Origin of the sequence: Rossellomorea sp. YZS02 (assembly GCF_033963925.1) — a bacterium.
Taxonomy (GTDB): Bacteria; Bacillota; Bacilli; order Bacillales; family Bacillaceae_B; genus Rossellomorea.
In genome coordinates this window covers 137,942-162,401 of record NZ_JAXBLY010000002.1, presented here as the reverse complement: position 1 = coordinate 162,401, position 24,460 = coordinate 137,942, and the positions used below count along the sequence as shown (strand labels likewise).

Annotated in this window: 32 protein-coding genes; 31 read left to right on the top strand and 1 reads right to left on the bottom strand. The window is 44.2% G+C overall.

The annotated features are described in order from the left end of the window. Position 1 precedes the first annotated feature (1 nt). The 16 genes from SLH55_RS03050 (at position 2) to SLH55_RS02975 (ending at position 10,988) form a co-directional block, all read left to right on the top strand. Positions 2-481: a hypothetical protein gene (locus tag SLH55_RS03050; RefSeq protein ID WP_320322592.1), complete on the top strand. Its 480-nt coding sequence runs from the start codon at positions 2-4 to the stop codon at positions 479-481. Next, positions 474-1,094, top strand: coding sequence for a kinase (locus SLH55_RS03045; RefSeq protein WP_320322591.1), 621 nt, complete (start codon positions 474-476; stop codon positions 1,092-1,094). Before SLH55_RS03050 ends, SLH55_RS03045 begins: the two co-directional genes overlap by 8 nt. Before the next feature lie 15 nt (positions 1,095-1,109). Then, positions 1,110-1,454, top strand: coding sequence for a hypothetical protein (locus tag SLH55_RS03040; protein ID WP_320322590.1), 345 nt, complete (start codon positions 1,110-1,112; stop codon positions 1,452-1,454). Between the two features lie 419 nt (positions 1,455-1,873). After that, positions 1,874-2,941: a P1 family peptidase gene (locus SLH55_RS03035; RefSeq protein ID WP_413787077.1), complete on the top strand. Its 1,068-nt coding sequence runs from the start codon at positions 1,874-1,876 to the stop codon at positions 2,939-2,941. Positions 2,942-2,957: 16 nt separating this feature from the next. Then, on the top strand, positions 2,958-3,506 hold the full coding sequence (locus tag SLH55_RS03030) for a kinase (RefSeq protein ID WP_320322589.1): 549 nt from the start codon (positions 2,958-2,960) through the stop codon (positions 3,504-3,506). Next, positions 3,469-3,900, top strand: coding sequence for a cytidine deaminase (locus SLH55_RS03025; RefSeq protein ID WP_320322588.1), 432 nt, complete (start codon positions 3,469-3,471; stop codon positions 3,898-3,900). Before SLH55_RS03030 ends, SLH55_RS03025 begins: the two co-directional genes overlap by 38 nt. Before the next feature lie 22 nt (positions 3,901-3,922). Beyond that, a complete protein-coding gene (locus SLH55_RS03020; protein WP_226672391.1) occupies positions 3,923-4,450 on the top strand; it encodes a DinB family protein in 528 nt (175 codons plus the stop codon). Positions 4,451-4,460: 10 nt separating this feature from the next. Further along, entirely contained in the window at positions 4,461-5,258 is a 798-nt protein-coding gene (locus SLH55_RS03015) for an MBL fold metallo-hydrolase (RefSeq protein WP_320322587.1), read from the top strand. A 30-nt stretch (positions 5,259-5,288) separates the two neighbouring features. After that, the gene (locus tag SLH55_RS03010) at positions 5,289-5,870 is read left to right on the top strand and encodes an AAA family ATPase (protein WP_320322586.1); all 582 of its coding nucleotides are present in this window, start codon (positions 5,289-5,291) and stop codon (positions 5,868-5,870) included. A 22-nt stretch (positions 5,871-5,892) separates the two neighbouring features. Beyond that, positions 5,893-6,489: a GNAT family protein gene (locus tag SLH55_RS03005; protein WP_320322585.1), complete on the top strand. Its 597-nt coding sequence runs from the start codon at positions 5,893-5,895 to the stop codon at positions 6,487-6,489. Next, the gene (locus SLH55_RS03000) at positions 6,486-7,058 is read left to right on the top strand and encodes a GNAT family protein (RefSeq protein ID WP_320322584.1); all 573 of its coding nucleotides are present in this window, start codon (positions 6,486-6,488) and stop codon (positions 7,056-7,058) included. Before SLH55_RS03005 ends, SLH55_RS03000 begins: the two co-directional genes overlap by 4 nt. Positions 7,059-7,097: 39 nt before the next feature. Beyond that, positions 7,098-7,493 (top strand): DUF4181 domain-containing protein, encoded by a 396-nt coding sequence (locus SLH55_RS02995; RefSeq protein ID WP_320322743.1) that lies wholly within the window; start codon positions 7,098-7,100, stop codon positions 7,491-7,493. A gap of 14 nt (positions 7,494-7,507) precedes the next feature. Continuing rightward, positions 7,508-7,990: a DinB family protein gene (locus SLH55_RS02990; RefSeq protein ID WP_320322583.1), complete on the top strand. Its 483-nt coding sequence runs from the start codon at positions 7,508-7,510 to the stop codon at positions 7,988-7,990. A gap of 12 nt (positions 7,991-8,002) precedes the next feature. Next, entirely contained in the window at positions 8,003-8,890 is an 888-nt protein-coding gene (locus SLH55_RS02985; protein ID WP_320322582.1) for an alpha/beta fold hydrolase, read from the top strand. Positions 8,891-8,914: 24 nt separating this feature from the next. Then, entirely contained in the window at positions 8,915-9,472 is a 558-nt protein-coding gene (locus SLH55_RS02980) for an SAM-dependent methyltransferase (RefSeq protein ID WP_320322581.1), read from the top strand. A gap of 241 nt (positions 9,473-9,713) precedes the next feature. After that, positions 9,714-10,988 (top strand): histidine--tRNA ligase, encoded by a 1,275-nt coding sequence (locus SLH55_RS02975; RefSeq protein ID WP_320322742.1) that lies wholly within the window; start codon positions 9,714-9,716, stop codon positions 10,986-10,988. Between the two features lie 101 nt (positions 10,989-11,089). Here SLH55_RS02975 and SLH55_RS02970 read toward each other — a convergent pair whose 3' ends face one another. After that, a complete protein-coding gene (locus SLH55_RS02970; protein WP_320322580.1) occupies positions 11,090-12,811 on the bottom strand; it encodes an ABC transporter substrate-binding protein in 1,722 nt (573 codons plus the stop codon). Between the two features lie 98 nt (positions 12,812-12,909). Here SLH55_RS02970 and SLH55_RS02965 point away from each other — a divergent pair, with 98 nt between their 5' ends. The 15 genes from SLH55_RS02965 to SLH55_RS02895 all read left to right on the top strand — a co-directional run bounded on the left by SLH55_RS02965 (position 12,910) and on the right by SLH55_RS02895 (position 24,283). Next, on the top strand, positions 12,910-14,169 hold the full coding sequence (locus SLH55_RS02965) for an MFS transporter (protein WP_320322579.1): 1,260 nt from the start codon (positions 12,910-12,912) through the stop codon (positions 14,167-14,169). Positions 14,170-14,583: 414 nt separating this feature from the next. Further along, positions 14,584-15,417, top strand: coding sequence for a glycerophosphodiester phosphodiesterase (locus tag SLH55_RS02960; protein ID WP_320322578.1), 834 nt, complete (start codon positions 14,584-14,586; stop codon positions 15,415-15,417). A 103-nt stretch (positions 15,418-15,520) separates the two neighbouring features. After that, a complete protein-coding gene (locus SLH55_RS02955) occupies positions 15,521-16,435 on the top strand; it encodes a Nif3-like dinuclear metal center hexameric protein (RefSeq protein WP_320322577.1) in 915 nt (304 codons plus the stop codon). A gap of 1 nt (position 16,436) precedes the next feature. Then, positions 16,437-16,628 carry a hypothetical protein gene (locus tag SLH55_RS02950; RefSeq protein ID WP_320322576.1) on the top strand — a complete coding sequence of 64 codons (192 nt, stop codon included), beginning with the start codon at positions 16,437-16,439 and terminating at the stop codon, positions 16,626-16,628. 311 nt (positions 16,629-16,939) lie between these two features. Continuing rightward, on the top strand, positions 16,940-17,359 hold the full coding sequence (locus tag SLH55_RS02945; protein WP_320322575.1) for a MarR family transcriptional regulator: 420 nt from the start codon (positions 16,940-16,942) through the stop codon (positions 17,357-17,359). Positions 17,360-17,371: 12 nt separating this feature from the next. Beyond that, positions 17,372-18,565, top strand: coding sequence for an MFS transporter (locus SLH55_RS02940; RefSeq protein ID WP_320322574.1), 1,194 nt, complete (start codon positions 17,372-17,374; stop codon positions 18,563-18,565). Between the two features lie 201 nt (positions 18,566-18,766). Beyond that, positions 18,767-19,243, top strand: coding sequence for a GyrI-like domain-containing protein (locus SLH55_RS02935; RefSeq protein ID WP_320322573.1), 477 nt, complete (start codon positions 18,767-18,769; stop codon positions 19,241-19,243). 112 nt (positions 19,244-19,355) lie between these two features. Beyond that, the gene (locus SLH55_RS02930; RefSeq protein WP_320322572.1) at positions 19,356-19,829 is read left to right on the top strand and encodes a DUF2975 domain-containing protein; all 474 of its coding nucleotides are present in this window, start codon (positions 19,356-19,358) and stop codon (positions 19,827-19,829) included. Positions 19,830-19,838: 9 nt separating this feature from the next. Beyond that, on the top strand, positions 19,839-20,063 hold the full coding sequence (locus SLH55_RS02925) for a helix-turn-helix domain-containing protein (RefSeq protein ID WP_219167222.1): 225 nt from the start codon (positions 19,839-19,841) through the stop codon (positions 20,061-20,063). A 2-nt stretch (positions 20,064-20,065) separates the two neighbouring features. Continuing rightward, complete coding sequence (locus SLH55_RS02920; RefSeq protein WP_320322571.1) at positions 20,066-20,893, top strand: DUF817 domain-containing protein; 828 nt, start codon at positions 20,066-20,068, stop codon at positions 20,891-20,893. Then, positions 20,890-21,144 (top strand): hypothetical protein, encoded by a 255-nt coding sequence (locus SLH55_RS02915; RefSeq protein ID WP_320322570.1) that lies wholly within the window; start codon positions 20,890-20,892, stop codon positions 21,142-21,144. The genes SLH55_RS02920 and SLH55_RS02915 overlap by 4 nt, the downstream gene beginning before the upstream one ends. A 142-nt stretch (positions 21,145-21,286) precedes the next feature. After that, on the top strand, positions 21,287-21,571 hold the full coding sequence (locus SLH55_RS02910) for a DUF3784 domain-containing protein (RefSeq protein WP_320322569.1): 285 nt from the start codon (positions 21,287-21,289) through the stop codon (positions 21,569-21,571). Further along, positions 21,571-22,437 (top strand): alpha/beta hydrolase, encoded by an 867-nt coding sequence (locus SLH55_RS02905; RefSeq protein ID WP_320322568.1) that lies wholly within the window; start codon positions 21,571-21,573, stop codon positions 22,435-22,437. Before SLH55_RS02910 ends, SLH55_RS02905 begins: the two co-directional genes overlap by 1 nt. A 108-nt stretch (positions 22,438-22,545) precedes the next feature. Continuing rightward, complete coding sequence (locus tag SLH55_RS02900; protein WP_320322567.1) at positions 22,546-23,514, top strand: ATP-binding cassette domain-containing protein; 969 nt, start codon at positions 22,546-22,548, stop codon at positions 23,512-23,514. Beyond that, complete coding sequence (locus SLH55_RS02895) at positions 23,504-24,283, top strand: ABC transporter permease (RefSeq protein WP_320322566.1); 780 nt, start codon at positions 23,504-23,506, stop codon at positions 24,281-24,283. The genes SLH55_RS02900 and SLH55_RS02895 overlap by 11 nt, the downstream gene beginning before the upstream one ends. Positions 24,284-24,460 lie beyond the last annotated feature (177 nt).

The following is a 24,460-nucleotide window of genomic DNA, read 5'->3' as shown; positions in this document are numbered from 1 at the left end:
CATGGTTTATCTAATCATTGGATTGGGAGTCATAGTGATGGTGATCCTGATGATCTGGGCATCAAGGCCGGAACCATTGCAGGAAAATCGTTATGAAATTACTAGTTACGTGGTGATGGAAGTGGAGGATGAAGAGGTATTTGATGAAGCTGACTTCCCGCTTTGGAACATTGCCGAACGCTACTCCTTTCTTCACCCTGGTCAAATACTGTGCAAGATCGATCGTTCCGACAATCTATTTCAAGAAGAGTGGGACGAAGTAAGAAAGTATTCAAACTTTACAAAAGGAAAAGAACCTTATTACATCTTCTTTGATGAATATCGCGTAGACAAGAAGCGCCCCACCAAGATGCCTTGGGATCATAAAGTATTCGAAACCAATGATATTGAAGAGGTAAAGAAATGGTGTGAGGAATTCGAGGCGGAAATCTTCGAGAAGCATGATGAATACGTGGGGCAGGTGTATCGTCCAAGTGATTAATACAATCCATCAACTCTCCAAAACTATCATGAGTCACTACAAGAAACGATCTTCCCAACACCGTCCTTTCATCGTCGGAGTGGACGGGCTGGGAGGTTCCGGTAAAACAACCCTTGCGGAAGCGTTAAAAGGAGTGTTCAAGAATCATGCTTCTATCCTTCACCTGGACGATTATATAGTAGAAAAGAGCCGCCGGTACGGGACGGGGAACGAAGAATGGCACGAATACTACGCCCTTCAATGGGATATCGCATCCCTCACAACAGACCTGTTTCAAAAGCTGCATCATAACCTCGATATCCTATTACCCTTCTATGATTCTACCACAGACACCATTGTTCAAAAGAACTTCCACTACGCATATGACACCGTCATCCTGATAGAAGGTGTCTTTCTGCAGAGGGTAGAGTGGCGCAATTTCTTTGACTATGTGATCTATCTTGACTGTCCATTGGAAACGCGAATCGAACGAGTCATCAAACGGGATGTCTATCTTGGGGATGAGCAGGCAAGGATCGCCAAGTACGAAAGGAGGTACTGGAAGGCTGAAGACCATTACCTTCTCCAGAATGATCCAGTCGGACGGGCGGATGTTATTTTCAGTGAGCGATAAGGGGGCAACCGGGACATGCAAGCAACGTTTTATACAATGAAGATGCTACTCCTATTCACCGTCCCATTCTTCCTGATTGCACTCGCTTTTGTGACCGTCACCGGCATGTATATCGATAGCGTGGACATTACTCTGCCTGTCTTCTTGATGGAGTCGATCGGGATGTTCCTCTTCTTTTTGCTTATATGTTTTATCATCCACGCAGGTTTTCATCTGCTCAATCGCAGATTCAGCTTCATGAAAGCCGGTCATTATATCGCATTACGTGTAGTAAGCATTATCTGTTTTTTTATTCCTTTGGGTGGGGTCATGATCCTGTTTTTTATCTTATTTCCTTTGAGTTTTCAACTGAGGGAATGAATCTTACTCCTTCTTCTAATTGTTCCTGCAATAGTTGCAACGAAAGAGGAAACGGTCAGCGCCGTTTTCTTTTTTTATGGTTTAAGAGTGTAGGATAAGCGTGGAAATAGGTAGCCTGCTTGGGCTGCAAGCAATGTCACACAACGATTTATATTGAAAGGATTGAGTTTATATCAAAATTTTGGAATAATTGGTAGTGCAACACTCAGTCTTCCAAATCCGTAAAAAGGACCATTTCTTATTAAAGAGTTTCCTATTCTTATTCTTCTATGCTCTACTCATTTTTCTATTAAAAAAGATTTGCGCAGAATCCGAATGATTATAAATTCACCCTTTCACAATTGACCTTCCTGACGGTCATATTGGTCCTGTTTTATACAACTGGATTTTTCGGAATATTCGCCTAAAGGGGGAGCGTCATGCAGATACAGCCACAAAAGAGGATCCTGGACTACGGTGTGAAAATCGGCAAGCTGGAAACAGGCCCGCTCAACTCAATCACAGATATAGAAGGCGTCACGGTCGGTCATGTCACACTCAGCAATGGTGACATGCAGACTGGCGTCACGAGCATCCAGCCTCATCAAGGCAATATATTTAAAGAAAAACTGATTGCTTCTAGTCATGTCATTAATGGATTCGGCAAAACGATGGGTACGATCCAGATCACTGAACTCGGAACCTTGGAATCTCCCATTCTATTAACGAACACATTGAGTATCGGAACAGCTGCTGATGCCCTCATCGATTACATGCTCGAACAGAATCCTGAGATCGGGAGGACCACGGGAACCGTCAATCCAGTGGTATGTGAATGCAATGATATGTTTTTAAACGATATTAGAGCCCGGTTCGTGACAAAGGATCATGTCCGCCAAGCCCTTGAACACACTTCTGTCAAAGTGGAAGAGGGAGCAGTCGGAGCCGGTACCGGCATGCTCTGTTATTCCTTGAAAGGCGGCATCGGAACGGCTTCAAGGATCATGAAAATGAATCACGGTACCTACACAATGGGAGTGCTCGTCTTAACAAACTTCGGGATTCTGAGCGACCTGACCATAAACGGCAGAGCAGTCGGGGAAGAACTGAAAGAAGCTATTCTGGAATCACGTGAGGAACGGGACAAAGGTTCCGTCATTATCATTGCAGGGACGGACCTCCCCGTATCCGAAAGACAGCTCAACCGGATCATCAAGCGGTCGATCACGGGATTATCCCGGACTGGATCCATCATCACAACCGGAAGCGGTGAAGTGGTCATCGGCTTTTCGACGGCAACGAAGATCCCTCATGATCAGACGTCCCAATGCATGTCCGTCCCTATGATTCATGAAGAAGAGATCGACCTTGCCTTCCGGGCGATCGGCGAAGCGACGGAAGAAGCGGTCTTGAATTCATTGATCACAGCGGGGCATGTAGTGGGCCGGGATGGGAATGAAAGGCCGGCATTAAAGGATCTATTGGACTTACATAATATAAAGCTATAAACGCCAGGGAGGAACTATGGAATCTACGTTAATCATCATCCGTGGAAACTCGGGCAGTGGAAAAACCACGACGGCCAAACGTCTTCAACAACATTTTGGCCGGGGCACACTGCTGGTATCACAAGATGTCGTCAGACGCGACATGCTGAAGGTTCAGGACCGTGATGGGAACCTGTCTTTGGATTTGATCAGGCAGATTGCTGAATATGGTAAAGGGAAATGCGAAGTGGTCATTGTAGAGGGGATCTTTTCTCATCAGCGTTACGGTGACATGCTGAAGCAGCTGATCGGCTTGTACAACGGAAACGCCCATATTTATTACTATGATTTATCGTTTCAAGAGACCGTCCGTCGCCATAATGGACGTGCGAAAAAAACAGAATTCGGGGAAGAATCTCTCCGTTCCTGGTGGAATCCAAACGACTACTTAGGTGTGGACGGGGAAGTGGTTTTGACAAATGAGCTGTCGCAGGACGAAGTAGTGGAGAAGATCTTAGTAGACCTCAAAAACAAAAGGAGAGAGCAGCATGTTAGAAGTAAGACCATTAGAAGAACGGGACTATGAACTGATCAAAGAAGCAGAAAGAGTGATCGAAAAGAATTACCGGTACGGTCGTCATCATATTGGTTCCGCAGTCAGAGCCACATCCGGAGAAGTTTACGCTGCCGTTCATGTAGAAGCGAACGTCGGCAGAATCACCGTCTGCGGGGAAGCGATGGCCATCGGGAAATCCATCTCTGAAGGAGACCACGAATTTGAAACCATTGTTGCAGTCGCCCACCCTCATCCACACGAAGATATCGAGAAATGCTGGGTGGTTGCACCATGTGGTATGTGTAGAGAGTTAATCAGTGATTACGGGACACTAACCGATGTCATCCTTTCTTATAGGGGTGAGTTAGTGAAGTGTAATGTGATGCAACTGTTGCCAGAGAAGTATGGGAGTGAGATGGAATAATAAGCGATACAAGGAGGAAGTCATGAAAACACAGGATTTATTTTTTATTAACGAGAAAGAGGGATTCACATCAGAAATCGGAAAACTGGTCTCCATGATGGACTATACGAGGCATACTACGATGGATGAAATCAAAGGGCTGTCACAGGAGGATCTCGATTACCACTTTGATGAGGGTAGCAATTCAATCGGAATGCTTCTATACCATATGGCAAGCCTTGAGAAAGCCTTTCAGATTATGACGTTTGAATCCAGAGACCTCACCGATGAAGAATGGGAAGAATTAAGAGTTGGCATCGTACTAGGTGAAGAGGCTAAGAACGAAATAAAAGGGAAGGACTTGTCATTTTATGAACATTTACTCAAGACTACAAGGTCGGAAACCCTGAATTTCTTTGCCAAAACAAGCGACGATTGGTTACATGAGGTCACCCCTTATGGCTGGGATGATCCTGCCAATAACCACTTCAAATGGTTCCACGTGTTTGAAGATGAATTAAATCATCGTGGACAGATCAGGATGATAACCAAAAGATTGAAGAACAACTAGGAGGCTACCCATGATTCATTACAAAAACGACCATCTGACTGTTTTTCAGAGTTCCTTATATCAAACCACATCGGCCATTGTTGAGACCGACGCCGTGATGATTCTGACGGACCCCAATTGGCTGCCGCATGAAGTGCAGGCCATCCGGGAGTATGTGAATAGAGAGTTAGGAAACAGGCAACTTTATATCATCTACACGCACAGCGATTTTGATCACATCATCGGATCTGGTGCTTTCCCGGAAGCGAAGGTAATCGCAACGGAAGAACTCAAAAATCATAAACATAAAAACGAAATCGTTCAAAAGATTCATCAGTTCGATCAGCGATATTACATAAAAAGAGACTACGAGCCCCACTTTCCTCATGTGGATTACCCAATATCCCGCGATGGTGAAAAGCTCGAGCTGGGTGATCTTTCACTCACGTTTTACAAAGCACCGGGCCACACTCACGATGGTCTCTTCACGGTTGTAGAGCCTTTAGGTATCTTTTTATCGGGGGACTATTTATCTGATGTGGAGTTCCCGTTTATATTCAGCAGTTACATAGATTATAAGAAAACATTGAAGAAGACTGAATCCATCCTGCGAAATCATATGGTCCACGTTCATGTACCAGGTCACGGTTCCGTGACGGAGGACCCTGCAGAAGTGGAACGAAGAATGGAGGAATCGACGTATTATGTAGACAACCTTCTACATGGTAGTGAACTCGTCGAAGCCTTTTGCCGGGAGCGGTATGCTTTTTTTGAAGGAATGAAGAATATACATTCTGAGAACATCGAGATGGCGAAGAAGAATTTATAGAAAGAAAGCAGCAAAAGAGGGGGGATTTCAATGAAACTCGTTTTACTATTCGGACCCCAGGCCGTCGGGAAAATGACGGTGGGGCAGGAGTTAGAAAAGAGAACAGAACTAAAGCTATTTCATAACCATATGACCATCGAATTGCTTCAGCCTTTCTTTGGATTCTCAGAAGAAATGTGGAGAATATGCAATATGCTGAGAGTGAAAATCTTTGAATCCTTCGCCAAAACCGATCAGTACGGAATGATCTTCACCTTCATGTGGGCATTCAATGAAGAAGAGGACTGGAAATGGGTTGAGAAGGTCACAAACATTTTTGAATCCAACGGGGCAGAAGTATATTTCGTTGAACTGGAGTCCGACCTGGAAGTGAGATTACAAAGAAACACGACTCCTAACCGACTGCAGCATAAACCTTCAAAACGAAACATCGAAGACTCCGAAAAGCGATTGCTCGCTTCCCTTGAGAAACTCCGCCTGAATTCGGTTGAAGGGGAAATAGAAAGAGAGAATTATATGAAGATTAATAATACAAACATGAGTCCGGAAGAGGTTGCTGAGAAAATAATCGAGGAATTTCAGTTAGAGAGAGGGACGGACCTACTAAAATGAATCAGGAAAGGTAGGAGGACAAATGAAAAACAATCCATTTCATTCCCCGCCGATAGTAGAAAACGAGAAAATAAAATTGATTCCCCTGGAGGTCAAGCACTCCAAGGCTCTGCTGGAAGCGAATGACCCGGAGATCTGGCGTTATATGCTGCTGGAAATCACAACCCTCGAAGAAATGGAACAATGGGTAACCGCCGCCGTCAAGTTGCGTGACCAACAGACCGCCTTACCTTTTGCCGTGGTGTTAAAGGAACAAAACAAAATCATCGGGTCAACCAGATTGTTCGAAATCAATTTGACACAAAAGTCATGTGAACTCGGCTCTACCTGGTACAGCAAAGATCATCAGAGGTCCTTCGTGAATTCCAACTGTAAGTATCTGATTCTCCAATACTGTTTTGAAGTACTTGGGATGATGCGGGTTCAGCTTAAAACAGATGAACGAAATCTCCGGTCCCAGAAAGCCATTGAAAGAATGGGTGCTGTGAAAGAGGGGGTCCTGAGGAAAGAAAGAATCCTGGCAGGGGGCTATGTCAGAAATGCCGTCGTTTACTCGATCATTGATGAAGAGTGGCCATCCATAAAACAAGGTTTTACTTTCAGGGATTCGAAGTATTGAACGGCGGTGGTGTGAATCAATCCCCTTTTATTAAAGGCAAACAGGTTCTTCTGAGACAGCCGAAAGAAAGTGACATCTTGGACCGGTTTAGTTGCGGATGTCATAAGGAAATTGTCCGCATGTACGGTGGTAATACCAGAAATCTGCAATCCTTTACAATGGAAGAAGCCCGAGCATTTGTGGAAAAGATTTTAACCACCAAATACAACTGGTGTATAGAATACCTCGGTCACTGCATCGGACAGGCAAGACTGACCGTCAATGAGGAAGATCAACGCGCTCGGTACGCCATTGGGATATTCGATCCTTCCGTTTTAGGAAAAGGACTCGGGACAGAAGTCACTCAGCTTCTCCTGTCATACGCGTTTGAAGAACTCCGTTTGCACCGTGTTGATTTAAGGGTGCTGGAATACAATCACAGGGCCATTGCCTGTTATGAAAAGTGCGGGTTTGTGAAAGAAGGGGTTGAACGGGAAGGGGCGTTGATTGAGGGGAAGTTTGAGAGTGATGTTTTTATGAGTATATTGGAAAGGGAGTACAGCGCCTTGAATGACAAAGGTCAAATCTGACTTTTATCATACAGAAAGGAGATGAGGAACTTGGGATTTATGACAGCATTTTTGCTGAAAATCCTTTTTATTATTGGAGTATACATCATTCTCGTTTCCTTGTTTCATCGTGTGGCCAGCAAGCGGTTAGATGTAAAAAAGAGAAAGTTCTTCTCTTTCGATACAGTCAATGAGGAACATGAAAGAGGCGATAAGCTGTTAAGGTATCTTACCTTGGTGATATTGGCAGGCGGGTTCATTCTTCATGTCGTGAAGGACTTTGATAGCGAATACTGGTTTTTTCAGCCATATTTTATCCTAGCCTTCTTTTTCATTATGAGGCATTTATGGAAATCCTTTGTAGAAAGGAAAGCGTTCAGTGATAATAGAGAGTCTATTTACACATTAATGGACACAGGCATCAATCTTTTACTGTTCGCTGTTTTGTTCACGTAGGATTTTTGGTTGTTATGAATAAGGGGGAGAGTGTCATTCAAAAAAACTGGTTAATCAACAAGTTTGCCGAAATAAGAAACAGAATTTTAAAGGCACTCTCACAATTGACGGATGAACAAGTAAATTGGATGCCCGGAGATACCGGTCATAGTGTCTCTACGCTTATTCGTCACATCGATGGCAATATTAAAGAAAGAATCCACAAGGGAATTTGTAATGGAACATTTGTTAGGAATCGTGAAGATGAATTCAAGCCTATGTATCGTTCTAAGGAAGATTTAATACAGACGGTTCGGAGTCAATTCCAATTTGTCATTGATACAATCACTCAAATGTCGGAAGCCTCGTTTCTAAAATCTCAATTAGTCAGAGGCAGAGAACGTACAAATCTAGAAATTTTGCATCAATGCGCTGCACACTTTTCCGAACATATGGGACAAATCTTGTATATTGCTAAACTGAGTTTGAAAGATGACTATATATCTACTTCGATATAAGGAGACATCACCATGCCCAACCTTAAAAACGGTGAATTCAATGTACCTCTGAACGGAATCAATCACTGGGTGAAAATTGAAGGAAGTGAACACAAAACGATTCCTCTTATTATTCTCCACGGGGGACCAGGAGGCAATCATTATGTATTTGAAAGAACGGCTGGCCCATTATTGGGGAAAACCAGGACGGTCGTATATTATGAACAGCGCGGGTGTGGCCGTTCGGATAAGCCGGAATCTGATGGAGACTATACGATTGAGTTATTAATTTCAGATTTCAAAGAACTGAAGAAGTGGCTAGGTGTTGAAAAAATAGACCTCCTGGGATACTCATTTGGGGGAGAGCTCGCTCTTGAGATTACCGATTGCATTCCTGAAGAGGTTCGTAAACTCATTCTGTCAGCTCCGAGTCTTATCAACACGGATATTCAGCAAATGGTACAAATAACCGGTTTTATGTCTATCGGAAATTACGGTCTAAATCATGAAATATCAGAGTGCTTTCAAAAAGGATCGAACCTTGACACCATATACAATCGAGTTTGGGAGCGTGTAAGCCCTGATATCGTGGACTTATTATTATTTGAGGACCAGGAGATTGCCAGAATGAATCGTGCATTATGGGAAGAAAGCAATCTCCTTAATACCGGACTAATGAGCCGTACTCTCCTAAACAACTTAGTAGAAGTCCCCCTTCTTGATCGACTTAAGACTATTCACCAACAAATATTAGTAATCACAGGTGTGTTTGATCGAAACACAGGGATGCCTATTTCGAAATTGATTCATTCCAATCTGCCGAATAGCAAGCTGGTCTTATTCAGAAAGAGTGCTCATTTTCCAGACCTTGAGGAACCTGAGAAGTTTATAAAGGAAATCAACCTGTATTTAAATAGTTAACCACATTAAAGCGAGGTAACCACAATGGAAATTAAAGACCTCAAAATCGTTATCGGAGCAGGACCATATCACAATAACCCCGGCTGGTTACACACGCAGGAAGAAAATCTTAACTTATTGGACGAAACAACGTGGTCCAACATGTTTGAGAAAAGCTCCATTTCCGCTATATTGGCCGAGCATGTGTGGGAGCATCTTACATACGAAGAAGGTTTACAGGCAGCAAAGATTTGCCTGAAGTATTTAAAACCGTCAGGATACATCCGGTGTGCTGTGCCGGATGGGTATTTTCCCGATGAGGAGTATCAAAGAATTGTGCAGATTGGTGGCCCCGGACCGGAAGATCATCCTGCTGCGAGTCATAAGATTGTGTATACTTATCAATTGTTAGTGGAACTATTTGAAACCGCCGGATTCGAAGTAAGACTGCTTGAGTATTTTGACGAGAATGGCCATTTTCATCAAAATGAGTGGGATGGGTCGGACGGCGTCATTTTTCGGTCCAAGAAGTTCGATCCAAGAAATCACGGGGAACGTTTAGCTTTCCCTTCTCTCATCATGGATGCTAAAAAATGTAGATGATTGAAATCATCTTTTTCCTGTGATAATGTATATAAAAATAAGAGGTGGATAAAAATGACACTCATCAACAAACAGATCTCGTTTACACAATTCCATCATCATATCAAGTAACCTTGCTATCCGATTTTAAACAATCGCACATAGGAAGGTTATTTCTCATAGAATCGCATTTGATTAAGTTATTCGCTTATATCAGGTGCGGTTCTTTTTTATACAAAAAAGGAGGAGAAGAAAGATGAAAATGAAGAAGATGGATTATCAAAATGTCAAAGGGACACAAGATTATTTACCTGAGGCGGAAGTGACCAGAAGGGAAGTCAGGAGAACATTGGAGGATGTGTTCATCCAATACGGATGCAAGCCCCTTGAGACCCCCATCCTGAATTATACAGAGCTGCTCGCCTCGAAATATGCGGGTGGAGCTGAGATCCTGGAGGAGATGTACACCCTTACGGACAGGGGAAAAAGAAACATTGCCCTGCGCTATGACCTGACGATTCCCTTTGCCAAGGTGGCAGCCATGAACCCGGCCATCTCCATGCCGTTCAAGCGCTATGAAATCGGAAAAGTGTTCAGGGACGGACCTATCAAAGCGGGAAGGTTCCGTGAGTTCACCCAGTGTGACGTAGATGTTGTGGGCGTTGATTCCCAGGTGGCGGAAGCTGAGCTGATGATGATGGCTTTGGACGCGTTTGGTAGACTCGGGATGAACGTCACAATTCAATACAATAACCGGAAGCTCCTGACCGGGATGCTTAAGGTGTTCGGTGTGGAGGCGGATAAAACCAATCGGGCAGTCCTCATTCTGGATAAACTTGAAAAGGTCGGTGTCAAATCGGTTGTGACAGAGCTTGAGAACATGCAGATAACGGAATCAACCAAAAGCGCCATCGAACAATTTTTAACAGATGAAAACAATGCCAGTTTTGGTTATTTCGAGTCGTATTCCAAAGAGAATACAGATGTCAGGGAAGGATTAGAGGAGGTAAAGGAACTCTCCTCCTATCTTGACTTCCTGGGCATGACAGAACAATGTGTGTTCAATCCCTTTTTAGCAAGAGGACTGGAAATTTACACAGGAACCATCTATGAGATATTTTTAACAGACCAATCCATCACCTCAAGCATCGGGAGCGGCGGACGGTATGATAATGCTATCGGCGGGCTTCTTGGAACAGATGAAGCAATTTCGACAGTCGGTATCTCCTTTGGGCTGGATGTCATTTATGCAGCAATCGCCTCTTCCCAGCAAAACGTGAAGCAGACTTCAGGCATTGACTATTACATTATCCCCCTTGGTACAGAAAAGGAGGCTTTGCGGGTTGCGGCTGATTTAAGAAGAAGTGGTAAGACGGTGGAACTTGAGATGAGCAGAAGGAAATTAGGTAAGCTTCTGGAAAAAGCGAATAGAGAAGGGGTCAGGAATGTGATTGTTATTGGGGAAGAGGAGGTCAGGAAGAAAAAGTATAAAGTGAGGGATATGATGACTGGAGAAGAAAAATTGTGTGATATGTAATTGCTAGTTTTAATCTGGCATCTTAAAAACGATTCCAGGATGCACAGCTTGCAAGTCCCCTTTTCTCCAAGAAAAGGGGACTTGCAAGTATACTTCCGTTATCACCGCGGAATCCAAAGTTTCGAAAAATCAAAATGGCCAAATGAATGAAAGGTCACATCTTTTATCATCGGGTGAAAGGTCCTTGTCTTGATCGGGTGGTGTTGAAAGATTAATAGATTGTTCTCCCGGATATGTTCTTCGATTTCCACCATGATTTCTTCCCGTTGATCAGCTTCTTCCTGTTTAAATATCTCGAGTTTCCTATCAATCCATTTTAATGAACTCGAAGGAAACATCCTCCTGAATAAAAGCGTATCATTATAAAAAGCTCCCAGGAAAGAAAGGTGGGGATCTAAGGAAGATACCTCCCCCATAAAAATCAAATCTGCTTTCTCATCGATTTCCCGTAGATAGAAATCGTTGAAAGTAAATGGGTAGAGTTCGAAGTTGATTCCATATTCTTCTCCTTTTCTCTTAAACCAATCAGCTACTCCGAAAGCTTTTTGATAATACATATGATAAAGCGTGATAGGTTCCCCGCAGTAACCGGCTTCTTTAAGAAGTGATTGGATGGTCTGGGGGTCCTTGACTTGCGGTGTGGAGCGGGAATTCACAAAGCTGCTTGCTTCTATAAATGGTTCCAGTTTGAGGTCCATTGCCATTTGTTTAATATCCATCAGGTGGTACAAGGCTTTTCGCATGGATGGATGCCGGATGACAGTTTTCCTTCTCAAATTGCACATGAGGAATCGAAAGCCCGTTTCAATTTCATGTTTGCTCATCACCTCTTGTGTAGGAGGATGTTGGAGAGTGAAATCCACTATGTGTGCAGCATCCTGACTGACTTTGTAAAAATGGAGTTCATCCAGGAGAGGGCGTTCAAGGAAATAGCGGTCAAATGCTTCAAACACCATTTTATTGTCAGACCGTTCCTTCAATAAAAATGGACCAGTGCCAATCCATTCACTTTCATCAAAAGGTTGATTAGCCGGTAGAATGCAAAAGTTAGGTGAAGCGATATAGCGCAGAAAGAAGGGATTTTCCTTTTTTAACGAAAAGATGACTTTGGAAGGACTTGGACATTCCACACTTTGGATATCTTCTGCTAACCATTGATGGGACGACTCTGCACTGTTCTTCATTCGTTCAACCGTATAAGCAATATCTTTACTTGTCAGTTGCTCGTGGTGATGAAAATAGATGCCCTTACGCAAATGGAACGTCCACTTTTTCCCATCCTCCGTGCTGAAGTGGTGTGCGATATGAGGGAGGATCTGGTCGTTTACAGGATCATATTTTACGAGAGTGTCCCCAAGGTATTCAATTAAATGCGATTCAAATGAAATAGACACCTTTAATGGGTCAAGGGTAGTGATGTCACGTGAAATAAATGCGTGTAATATATCTTTTGATTCTGCCCCTGTCTGATATCCGAACATCTTCCGGATTTCTGAAGACACATTTGCAATCCATGATTTCGGAATCGGGAGTCTTAGGAGCTGAGCCGCTTGATCGAGCTGATCATGGTCCATGCACTCTTTCATGAATTCCTCTACTTCTTTCTGGAAGGTGTTCGTAAACCTCACCCTTGAGAGATTACCTCGTCCAGCTCCTGGTATGTAAGTGAGTCTCCCTAACTCTTCAAACTGTTTCAGAATCCTTTTAACGTTTTTTACTGAACAGAACCACCGTTCTTCAAGTTCCTTTAGTTTAAACGTGCATTCGCCGTTCTCTTCTCGTTCAAAAAAGTGTGCTCTCATGGTGAAATATCGGTCGTTCATTTCTATTCTCCTCCTAAAAGGGGACATTATTTCTCTAATTGTACCCTTTTTACCCCTTTTCTTCTAGCACATAATGGAAATATAGAGGAGATGATACTATGTTTGCAACACTACATCCAAATATCAAGGTTAGGATTTATACGTCATTTTTAAGCCGGATTGTGGGATCAGCCGTTTTCCCATTTATGGCGATTTATTTCACTAAGGAAATCAATGCATCTGTTGCGGGAGTTCTCCTGCTAGTCCAAGTCGCCGTTCAGTTCATAGCCGGTCTGTACGGGGGATATCTTGCTGATGTTATTGGAAGGAAGAGACTGATGGTAACAGGAGAAGCCATGAAAGTCGTTGCGTTTGTCGGATTACTTGTAGTTAATTCACCCCTTTTCACGTCTCCTTGGATCACCTTTATCATGCTGTTGGTGATTGGAGTTTCATCCGGAATCGTTAATCCTGCATCTGAAGCCATGCTCATCGATGTCAGCACAAAAGAAACGAGGGCCTTCATGTATTCCGTCAATTACTGGGCCGTAAACTTATCAATCATGATTGGGCTCATGATAGGGGGCTGGTTCTTTGAACAGCATTTCTTTGAATTGATTGCGGGCCTTCTTCTAATGGGGCTGCTGACACTGTGGATGACCTATTCTCTCATCATTGATACGTATCAAGTCAAAAGTCATAGAGAACAGGGGAACTACGGGATTAAGCCCCTTCTGAAAAGTTATGCCCTGGTAATGAAAGATTGGACGTTTATGGCGTTTACCTTCGGCGGAATTGCAATCCTATCGATTGAATTTCAACGGAATAATTTTATTTCCGTCAGGCTTGAGGAAGACATCATCCCGCAGACAATACACCTTTTTAATCTTTTTTCATTTGAAATGGATGGAATCCGACTATTGAGCATGCTTACCGTCGTCAATACACTTTTAATCGTTTTATTCACTGGAGTTGCCGGCAAATGGATCACTGGAAAAAGAGAGGAGCCAATCATGTACACTGGATTCATCCTCTTCGGACTCGGCTACTTCTTTATGGCCTTCAGCAATCATTTGCTCATCCTCCTCGTATCTGTGGTCGTCCTGACCATTGGTGAGCTGTTATATGTTCCAACACGCCAGTCACTCCTTGCCGACATTGTAGATGACAGCAAACGTGGTGCATATATGGCAATGAATGGACTCGTATTTCAAGTAGGGAAAATGATTGGGGCAGCGGGTCTAGTAATAGGGAATATGGTAGGAGGACTCGCAATGGGGACCGGATTTCTTTTCCTTGTCGTGCTGGGGATCTTCTTTTCCAAAATTGCTTTAGGAAAGATTGTAACCGTTAAGCAAAGAGTTGTAATTGGTAAATAAAAAAGGAGCAAACAGACATGATTGAACTCGCATATTTTCAAAAATAAGAGGTAATGATTAACGGGAAAGATGGCTTTTATACTGAAGATAAGGCTGGACATGATGTGAATTGGAAAGATGGAGCATATTTTTATATTCTAAATTACCAGACTATTGGATTGGGCACAGAAGTGACAATAGAAACAATGATAAACATAGCAGATTCTTTTAAATAAAGATGAGGTCTATCTTATTATCGTAAGCACAATATACTACTTCCCATCATTTTTTTCTTTTATTGTAAAAATTCGTAAGAAAAAAGGTCGAATTTTCTTTACACAACCTTCATCAAGACCAATAGATACCTACATACCCACTCAATACCTCTCTCCTAAAATGTAGTCGAATACATATTTGGGATTGGAGATGAAGAATATGAACAAGAAAGTATTAATCAGTACAGGAATGGCGTTTTCATTGTTATTGAGCCCATTTAGTCAAGCGTTTGCAGAGGAACCGACAACTGGTGAGGCAAAGCAGGTAGAGAATATTGCACACCGCGGGGCAGCTGCCTATGCACCTGAAAACACGATGGCAAGCTATGACCTGGCTGTTGATATGAAGGCCGATTATATCGAGATCGATGTTCAGCGAAGCAAAGATGGTGAATTGGTCGTCATCCATGATACATCAGTGGATCGCACAACCGATGGATCGGGAAAAGTAGGGGATTTGACACTCGAGGAAATGAAGAGTCTTGATGCAGGAAGCTGGAAAGGCGAACAATTTGAAGGAGAAGAGATCCCGACATTTGAAGAGGTTCTGGATCGCTATCATGGAAAAGTAGGGATCTTAATCGAAATGAAGTCCCCGGAGCTTTATCCAGGGATCGAAGAACAAGTGGCTGACGCATTAAAGGAACGACAACTTGATAAACCGCAAAATGAAAAAATCATCCTTCAATCCTTTAACTTTGATTCGATGAAGAAAATGGATCAACTGCTTCCGAAAGTTCCCGTCGGCGTTTTAGCCTGGAGCCAGGCGCAAGCGACACCGGAAGCATTAAAAGAAATCTCTACGTATGCAGAATGGTTCAATCCGAGCTATGGGATTGTAACAGAACAGGTTGTGAAGGACGTTCACTCCCTGGACATGCAAATCGGATCTTGGACAGTGCGCAGTCATGAAGCGGCGGACTTCCTGTTCGATATGGACGTGGACGCGATCATTACGGATTATCCGGATTATATCGATCCTAGAAACGAATAGATTTATAGAAGAGGAGTGGCTTATGCTGCTTCTTTTTTTATTTGTCTATTTACCTAATATAGGAAAAAATGTATAGTTAATGAAAAACTAGAGGAGGGGTCTTGTGGCAAGCTTAAGGGATATTGTTAGACGATTGGATCAGACATTTGAAATAAAAAGTTATGGGAAAGATCCCGCGTTTAGCCGATTCATTCCACAGGTATACGAAGGGAAAATGGATTGGGAGGCCAAATTCGAGCCTGCCTTCACTGAATTATTTAATGGACTCATGATTCAAGGGAAAAGTGAAGTGAAGAATGTGTTCCTCGCCGTTTTCCCGACAGAAGGTGTAATGGACACGTTCATTGAAGAAGGAGAGCCTGGTGATCTCCTGTTCATGCATCACCCGCTATTAATGGAGTGTGGCGACCCGCAAGGAGACTGGGGAAGGGGGTTCGTACCCATCAAGGAATCCCTGATAGACAGAGTGATTAAGAATGAACTTTCCATCTATACGTGCCATGTTCCTCTTGATTACCATCGGACATTAGGAACGAGTCAAGCCATCGCTGAAGCTATGAATGTGAAGATAACTGATCGATTTGTCCATGATGAGAAGCATGGGGATATCGGAATCATCGGTGAAGTGAAAGAGACGGATACAGACGAGATGATACAGAAGCTAAAAGGAATATTTGATATTCCTTACGTGGATTTCGAGGGAAGGAAACGGAAAATAGAAAAAGTCGCCATCGTAGCTGGCTGCGGCGATAAAACGGCATGGATGAAAGAGGCTGAAGACTTAGGGGTGGATGCTTATATATCCGGGGAAATCCATTGCAACATAGACAACGATTACGGAAGAAAAAGATACGAAGAAGTGATCGCATATGCGGAACATACGAAGATGTCTCTTATCGGAGTCTCCCACTCTGCATCGGAGTATCTTGTTCATGAGACATTGATGAGAAGTTGGTTTGAAAAGGAATTTGAGTTTAATAGAATTCGATTGATTCCTCAGAAAGAATGGTGGTTGTAATATGGTAATAAAAGGAGATGGAATCTTAGTTACCGGAGTTACTGGGACGTTGGGAGGAAAAGTGAAGGTAAGCTTCAATAATTCTTCTTTTCTTGGTTACAAGGACCTTGTTTGCCTCTCCCTAAAGAAAATTCCACAAACAGGATTAATTAATCAAACTATGGATTTAATAAGTGTCAAACCGGTTAAATAACAGTTTAGAAGGGAGGAATTATTTAATGAAAAATCGGTAATTCTAAGTTATCATACCCATTGCATTCAATCATTCAACTACATGTATAAACTATTATCCTATATTAAGCAACAGCCCTCTTCGTATTATAGCTCTGATCTGGTTAGCCGGGTAAACCTACGATGTTACGAAACGAGGGCTTTTTCTCTTGGTAAAGAGGGACGGACCTCCAATCCCCCATATCGACATCCCATAAAAAATCTGCTACACTATAATAGTTACCAATGATAACTATTGCCTAAGATAACTATATACAAAGGAGGAAGCAGTGAATGAAGCCGGCACAACAATTTTTTCAGGAGCTCATCAGGCTCTACAGGCCATTCGAAAATCAATTGAACGTCCAGCTGAATGAACATGGTTTGCAGAGGGCGCAGTGGACGATCCTTTACAACCTCTATCACAACGGACCTGCATCCAGTGTGGAAATCTCTCACTATCAAAGTGTGGAAAAACCGACGATTACGAGGACGGTTCATCAATTGGAGGATGCTGGATATATCGAGCGGATACCAGGTAAGGATCGAAGGGAAAAGCGGATGCAGCTTACACAGGCTGGCATTGAAGTTTATGAGGAAGCCCGTAAAACCATCGATCGCTTTGAACAGTCCATCATGGAAGGGGTCAGCGAAGAGAAGCAGCTTGAGATGATTACACTGATGAAAAGGATTAAGGAGAATATGAACAGATAAGGAGTTTTACAGATGAGTCAGACACAATCAAGGCTATGGACGAAGGACTTTACCCTTATGTCCATCGCCAATTTTTTTATCTATTTAATTTTTTACTTATTGCTTGTTACCATGGCGGTTTATGCCGTGGATGAATTCGGGGCGTCTGAGAGTCAGGCGGGTCTCGTAACGGGGATCTTCATTATCGGGACCTTGATTGGAAGACTGTTCCTCGGACGGATGATCACGGCCATCGGGAATAAGAAAATGCTGTTTGTCGGTATGATCGCCTTTATTGCGACATCCTGCCTTTATTTCGTAGAGGGTGGCATCAGTTTCCTGCTGCTCACTCGTTTCCTTCACGGGGTGGCACTCGGCATGGTCAGTACGGCTACGGGTACGATAGTGGCAGAGATTATTCCGGCGAGCCGAAAAGGAGAAGGGATCGGGTACTACAGCATGAGCATCACGCTTGCTACAGCGGTTGGCCCGTTCTTCGGTCTTTTCTTGAGTCAGCATGCAAGCTTCCGGTCGATCTTTGCTTTCTGTCTTGCTCTTGGTGTTATCAGCTATCTCATCACTTTGTTTGTAAAAATACCGGTCGTGAAGAAACCGGCAGGGGAACGAACCGAGAAACAGCGTCTTAGTCTCGCGAGCTTCATTGAACCGAAGGCACTTCCGATTGCACTTGTTGTCCTGTTCGTCTCACTTGCTTATTCAAGTGTTCTTTCGTTCATTAATTTCTATGCCATCGACATCGACCTTGTGGAAGCAGCGAGTGTATTCTTTGTCGTCTACGCCGTAGCGATTCTTGTATCGCGTCCGTTTACAGGAAGGCTCATGGATGCGAAAGGGGCCAAGGCGGTCATGCTTCCGGCTTTCGTTCTGTTCGCTGCAGGCTTATTCCTGTTAAGTGCAGCAGGAAACACGATGATTCTGCTTCTCTCGGGTGTTCTGATCGGTCTCGGATTCGGGAACATGCAATCCGTTACACAGGCAATCGCGGTCAAGGCCGTGCCACCGGAGCGGGTAGGTCTCGCAACCTCCACCTACTATATCTCCCTGGATGCGGGCCTCGGATTTGGACCGTATGCCCTTGGATTCCTGATTCCTTTGACAGGCTACCGTTCCCTCTACATGATCATGGGAATACTGGTTGCGGCAACACTCGTACTCTACTATTTCCAGGAACGAAAACAATCGCGCACCGTACTCGCGCATGAATAAGATTCACTTAAAGGAGTCCGGCCATGTGGCCGGACTCCTTTTTGAGGGACGGACCTCAAAAAGGGATCTTCACTCCGTTGGTTCACCCGATTTAGAGGTCCGTCCCTCACCTGTGTCCCCACCTGTCTATTATGAGCAAGAATGAACAGGAGGGTTTCTAAAATTTCTGATGAGTGCATGTGAGATGAAAGGCGTGAGAGAATGGAATTTGAAGAAGTGGTAAAGGAAGCTTTTGTTGTGGTCGGATATAGTGCTCCGGGAAGCTGGGGCGAAGATTTTGCGTATCCGATACCCGGCCTATGGGAGAAAGCGAAGGAGTTCGTCACAACGAATCAGGTGGATCAGATTGTAGGGGTGTGCCTTCCCCCCAGAAGTGATGACTATTATTATACCTGTGGGTTTGAGATGGACACTGTAACTTTCCGAAGAATGAGAAAGGACTTGACGGTCCACACTTTCCCGAAACAGAAATATGTCGTTTTCAAGCATATCGGCCCCTCCAAGAACATTCCTGCAACCTACCACAAGCTGTGGAAGGTCTTTGACCAGGAAGGATATTTCATTGAAAAAGGAATGCCCGAGATTGAAGTGGTGGACGCGCATTTGTTTGGAAAAGAAGATAGCGATGAATATGAAATGGATATTTGGATTCCGGTTGGAGAGCATCCCCACGAATGAGGGGGTGCTTTTTATTTATCAATAAACATATCAGTAAAAATAATAAAAATTTATTGTAAAACAATAAATAACATGATAAATTCATATTATATTATCAAGTGAGGTGCTATGAATGAAACGGGAAACGCTCTTTTTGAAGATTGCTTTATTTCTTATCGGGACTCCCATTGCTGCATTATGCTTCTACGGGTTACCCCTGCTCGCCATGAATGTGTCTGGCTCGAGCTTTGCCAATATGATTTATGGAATTCTCGCCGTCATGTACGCGTCTGCGATTCCTTTCTACGCCGCATTGTATCAAGCATTCAAACTGTTAACGTTTATTGATCGGAACAATGCGTTCTCGGAATCATCCGTCAAAGCGTTAAAAACGATCAAAACATGTGCCATCGTCATCGGCTCCTTCTACACTGTGGGTATACCGCTCTTTTATATGCTGGCGGAGGCAGATGACGCACCCGGAGTCATCGTGATCGGCATGATCTTTATCTTCGGTTCAATTGTGATCGCCGTCTTTGCAGCGGTCCTTCAGAAGCTTCTGAACAATGCCATTGAAATCAAATCTGAAAATGATTTAACGGTCTGAGGTGAAATTATGGCGATTATAATCAATATTGATGTAATGCTTGCAAAACGGAAAATGAGTGTTACGGAGCTTTCGGAAAAGGTGGGGATCACCATGGCGAACCTGTCAATTTTGAAAAATGGGAAAGCAAAGGCGGTTCGACTATCTACCCTGGAGGCGATCTGTAAGGCACTCGATTGTCAGCCGGGAGATCTATTGGAGTATCAACCTGATGAAGGCGAAGGGGAATCATAAACATGAGAGCCATCAAACAGCTCTGTCGTTTCGGCTGGGAGCAGGCATTGTCCTGCTTGTTTCCGGTGGTCATCTTTGCATCTTTGGCACTGACTCAAATCATACCGCTTCCTCTCCTGCCGAGATATGACTGGCTGCTTCTCATCTGCCTTCTGATGCAGTGGGGGATGGTGAAATCGGGTCTTGAAACCCGTGATGAACTGAAGGTGATCACGCTGTTTCACATCATCGGTCTTTGCCTTGAGCTTTTTAAGGTACATATGGGCTCGTGGTCCTATCCTGACGAAGGTTATTCCAAACTGTTCGGTGTCCCTTTATATAGCGGATTCATGTATGCAAGTGTAGCAAGCTACCTGTGTCAGGCCTGGAGGAGGCTCGATGTGAAACTGATTCAGTGGCCTCCTTTTTGGGTCGTCGTTCCTCTGGCTGCAGCAATTTATCTGAACTTCTTCACCCATCACTACTGGATTGACATTCGCTGGTGGTTGTCGGGACTTGTCATCGTTGTCTTTTGGAAAACGTGGGTCGAATATGTAATCGGTGGCACCCGTTATCACATGCCCCTTGCCCTATCATTTGTCCTCATCGGCTTTTTCATCTGGATCGCCGAGAATATCGCCACGTTCTTCGGTGCCTGGGAGTATCCGAATCAGAGGGATGCCTGGAGCCTCGTTCATCTTGGGAAGGTCAGTTCATGGCTTCTTCTCGTCATCGTGAGTTTCCTGATTGTAGCGACATTGAAGCGGGTGAAAGGACAGGGTGAGATGGCAACGGGAGCAAATCATAATCCTTCCGGACGTCGCCACTTAAGTCAGGAAGGGACACAATGAAGAAAATCGCTGTCGTATTCGTGATGGTTCACTTTATGATTTTCATTCTCTGGATCATGAACTCGGCCTACTTGTTTTCACCAATTGGTATAACGGCTTGGATTGCCTGCGTGGGTGCAGGCTTTGTCATTCAAATGAAGCTCGATAAAGTCATGAAGATAAGAACGGTACTTGCCGTTTCAAATGGCTGGATGGTGTTCTTAATGGTGGCCACAGTGTTTATTTATTTCGCTGTCAGCTCCATGCCTTAATATGTTTGTCACGGACGGGTCCATTGGTGCTCCAAAATTAAGCGCCAGCTGACCTGTCTTTTTATTTTTTTAGGAATAATATGGAACCACCATTAATCTGAATCGTACATATAATTATTCCTGATAAAATGGAGGAATCAATATGGACTACGGCTTATTGATCATCGGTATCGCTTTATTACTGGTTTCATTCTTAGTTGGTGTAAAAAAACAGACATGGCTGCTCGCGGGCTTCAATGAAAAAATGGTCAAGAACAAGTCGCTGCTTGGAACCATCACTGGACTGCTATTCTTCTTGCCGGTGGGACTGATCGTGATCATCAACAGTATCATTGATTATGCCCATGAAGGGACCGTGTTGGTGGTAGCTATCATGGTCCTGCTCACGTCCGTGTATTTATTCATCAATAGGAGGCTGTTGGATTAATGGAAGAAAAGTATCTCAAGATCAATGGAAAGACTCTATTCACTATGCAAAAAGGAGAAGGGGAGCCAATGATTTTCCTGCATGGCGGGCCAGGTGGGAGTCTTGATTATTTCCTCCCACATATGGAGCCCCTGTCAAAGGATTTCCAAATCATTTTATATGATCAAACGGGGTGCGGGAAGTCTGAAGTGAAGAAAGGTCATAAGTATTCGATTGAGGATGAAATCAGCAATCTTGAAGCGCTTAGAAAAGCCTTGAACCTGGAGAAGGTGACGCTGTTCGGCGAGTCATGGGGGAGTATCCTCGCCCTGTCTTATGCAGCAAAGTATCCGGAACACATCGCTAAACTCATACTGACCGCCGCTGTCGGCTTAACCTCTGAGGACTACCGTACGTTCAAACAAAAGCTTTTCCAAAAGCTCGGATTTTACAATAAAGTACTTCTCGGGTGGTATTCTCTTACCTCCCTGTTCAGTGCCCATGCCTCAAAGAAGCTTCAGCAACTGCTGGATCCCTATTATGTGTATTCACTCGATACATTAAGAAAGAAAAAAGAGATTTCATTTAACAAAGTTGCCCTTAATTACATAGGAAAGGAACTCGATCAAGATTACAACCTGCTGCCATCCCTTTCAGAGTTTAGTTCCTTCCCTATTTTAATTGCACAAGGATCACACGATATCTTAACGCCTGAGTACATAAAGAAACACGTCATAAACCACTTACCTAATGCCACACTCACCGAAGTGAAAGAAAGCGGGCACTGGACCATCCTTGAACAGCCCGACCAGATGGTAGCATTAACCCGGTCTTTCATGCGTTCTGAAGAAACGCCTTCCACGGGGACAGGTCCCTTGGCTCAATAAGAGCCGGGGTACCTGTCCCCGTGGCTTTTTTAGCACATCGGTCCCATCCTATTAAAGGATAAAACAACCCTCTCCTCGAATAAAAATAGATAGAGTGGAGGGATGCTCATGAATGGCAAGATCGAAGTGGAGAATTTGACGAAAACGTTTAAAAAGGGAAATGTCCAGGCGGTGAAAGGTGTATCGTTTCAAGTCGAAGAGGGCGAGTTTTTTGCTTTTTTAGGTCCGAATGGTGCAGGGAAGTCAACAACGGTTCAGATTCTGACAACGCTGATTAATGCTTCTTCAGGAAAAGTGGAGGTGGCAGGGTATGATGTCATCAGGGAGCCGGAACACGTCCGCCGCCATATTGGCGTCGCCCTTCAGGAAACCGGGGTCGATCCGGATTTGACAGGTCGCGAAATGGTGGAACTTCAAGCTTACATATTTGGCTTCGGGAAGGATGAAGGGAAGCGTCGCGCACAGGAGCTCCTTGAGATCGTGGATCTGTCGGAAGCATCCGAGCGGAGGATCGGCGGGTATTCCGGGGGGATGAGAAGAAGGCTGGATCTTGCCCTCACCCTCGTCAATGAACCGAATATTCTTTTCCTGGATGAACCGACGACGGGACTGGACCCATCCAGCCGGGCAGCGATCTGGAAAGAACTGCGGAGACTGAATAAGGAGAAGGGAACGACCATTTTCCTCACGACACAGTATCTGGAAGAGGCAGACTCCCTGGCGGACCGGATCGGCATCATCAATAAGGGCGAGATCGTCGCGATGGGATCCCCTAAGGAATTGAAGGCAGAGATCGGTCAAGATCTCATTACCCTCACATTGAAGAATCGTGACGAGATTGATCGCAGTGTGGAACTGATCCGCTCACAATTGGCGGGTGTCGACGTCCTCGCTCAGCAGGACAAGATCCTGGTATATGTAGAAGAAGGGACCAAGCAGCTGCTCGAGGTGGTCCGGATCCTCGATGCAGAGGATATCGGCATCACGGATATTCAGTTGTCTTCCCCTACACTGGATGATATCTTCCTGAAATTGACGACGGAGCCGAAGGAAGGGGTGAAGAGCCGTGGGGAATAATGTATTCAAGGATACGTGGCTCATGACAATCCGGAACATCAAGACTACTCTCCGAAACCCGTTTTCATTCATACCTAACTTGATCATTTCTGCTTTCTTCCTTCTCATATATGAGGGGGGATTGAGTGGAATATCTCAATTGCCGACCTTTGAAGGAGCCGATTATCTGGCTTTCATCCTTCCCGTGTCCATCGTATCTGCTGCCATCGGGGGAGCAGGGGGAGCGGGTCAAAGTATCGTGAAAGATATTGAGACAGGGTTTTTCTCGAGACTTCTTTTGACCCCGGCGTCAAGGCTTGCCATTGTCCTTGGCCCAATCATTGCAGGAATGCTGCAGCTCTTGGTCCAGACTTTGCTCATCATCGGGATGGCCTTTTTACTTGGGCTTGACGTTAAGACAGGATTTGCCGGCGTGTTATTCGTCCTGTTGATTGCCATCGGCTGGGGACTTGCGTTTGCAGGTTATTCCGTTGGGATCGCCCTGCGGACAAGGAACGCCCAGGACGCACAGGCAGGCACCTTTATCTTTTTCCCTCTGATCTTTTTGAGTACGACATTCGTTCCATATGAATTGATCGAAGCCCAGTGGTTGAAAATCGCTGCCACGATCAACCCGACCACGTATGTATTTGAAAGTATGCGTACAGCCCTCATCGACGGGTGGGTGTTCTGGGATCTGATGCAGGGCGTGATTGCGATTGTGATTGTCTGCGCCATCACCATTACATTCGCTGCCGTTTCTGCCAAAGGTGCGGTTTCAAGAAAATAGAGTGGTATTAGGGATTCTTCTCTTGTTGGGGAAGAATTCTTCTTTTTATAAGCTTCTTGTCGAAAAAAATTCAAATGCGTTTTCAAGTTTATCAATTTAGTATAGCGGGTAAGGAATAACAACATAGTATTCAAAAAGTATTCATAAAAAAGGTTGACATCCCTAACTGTAAATATT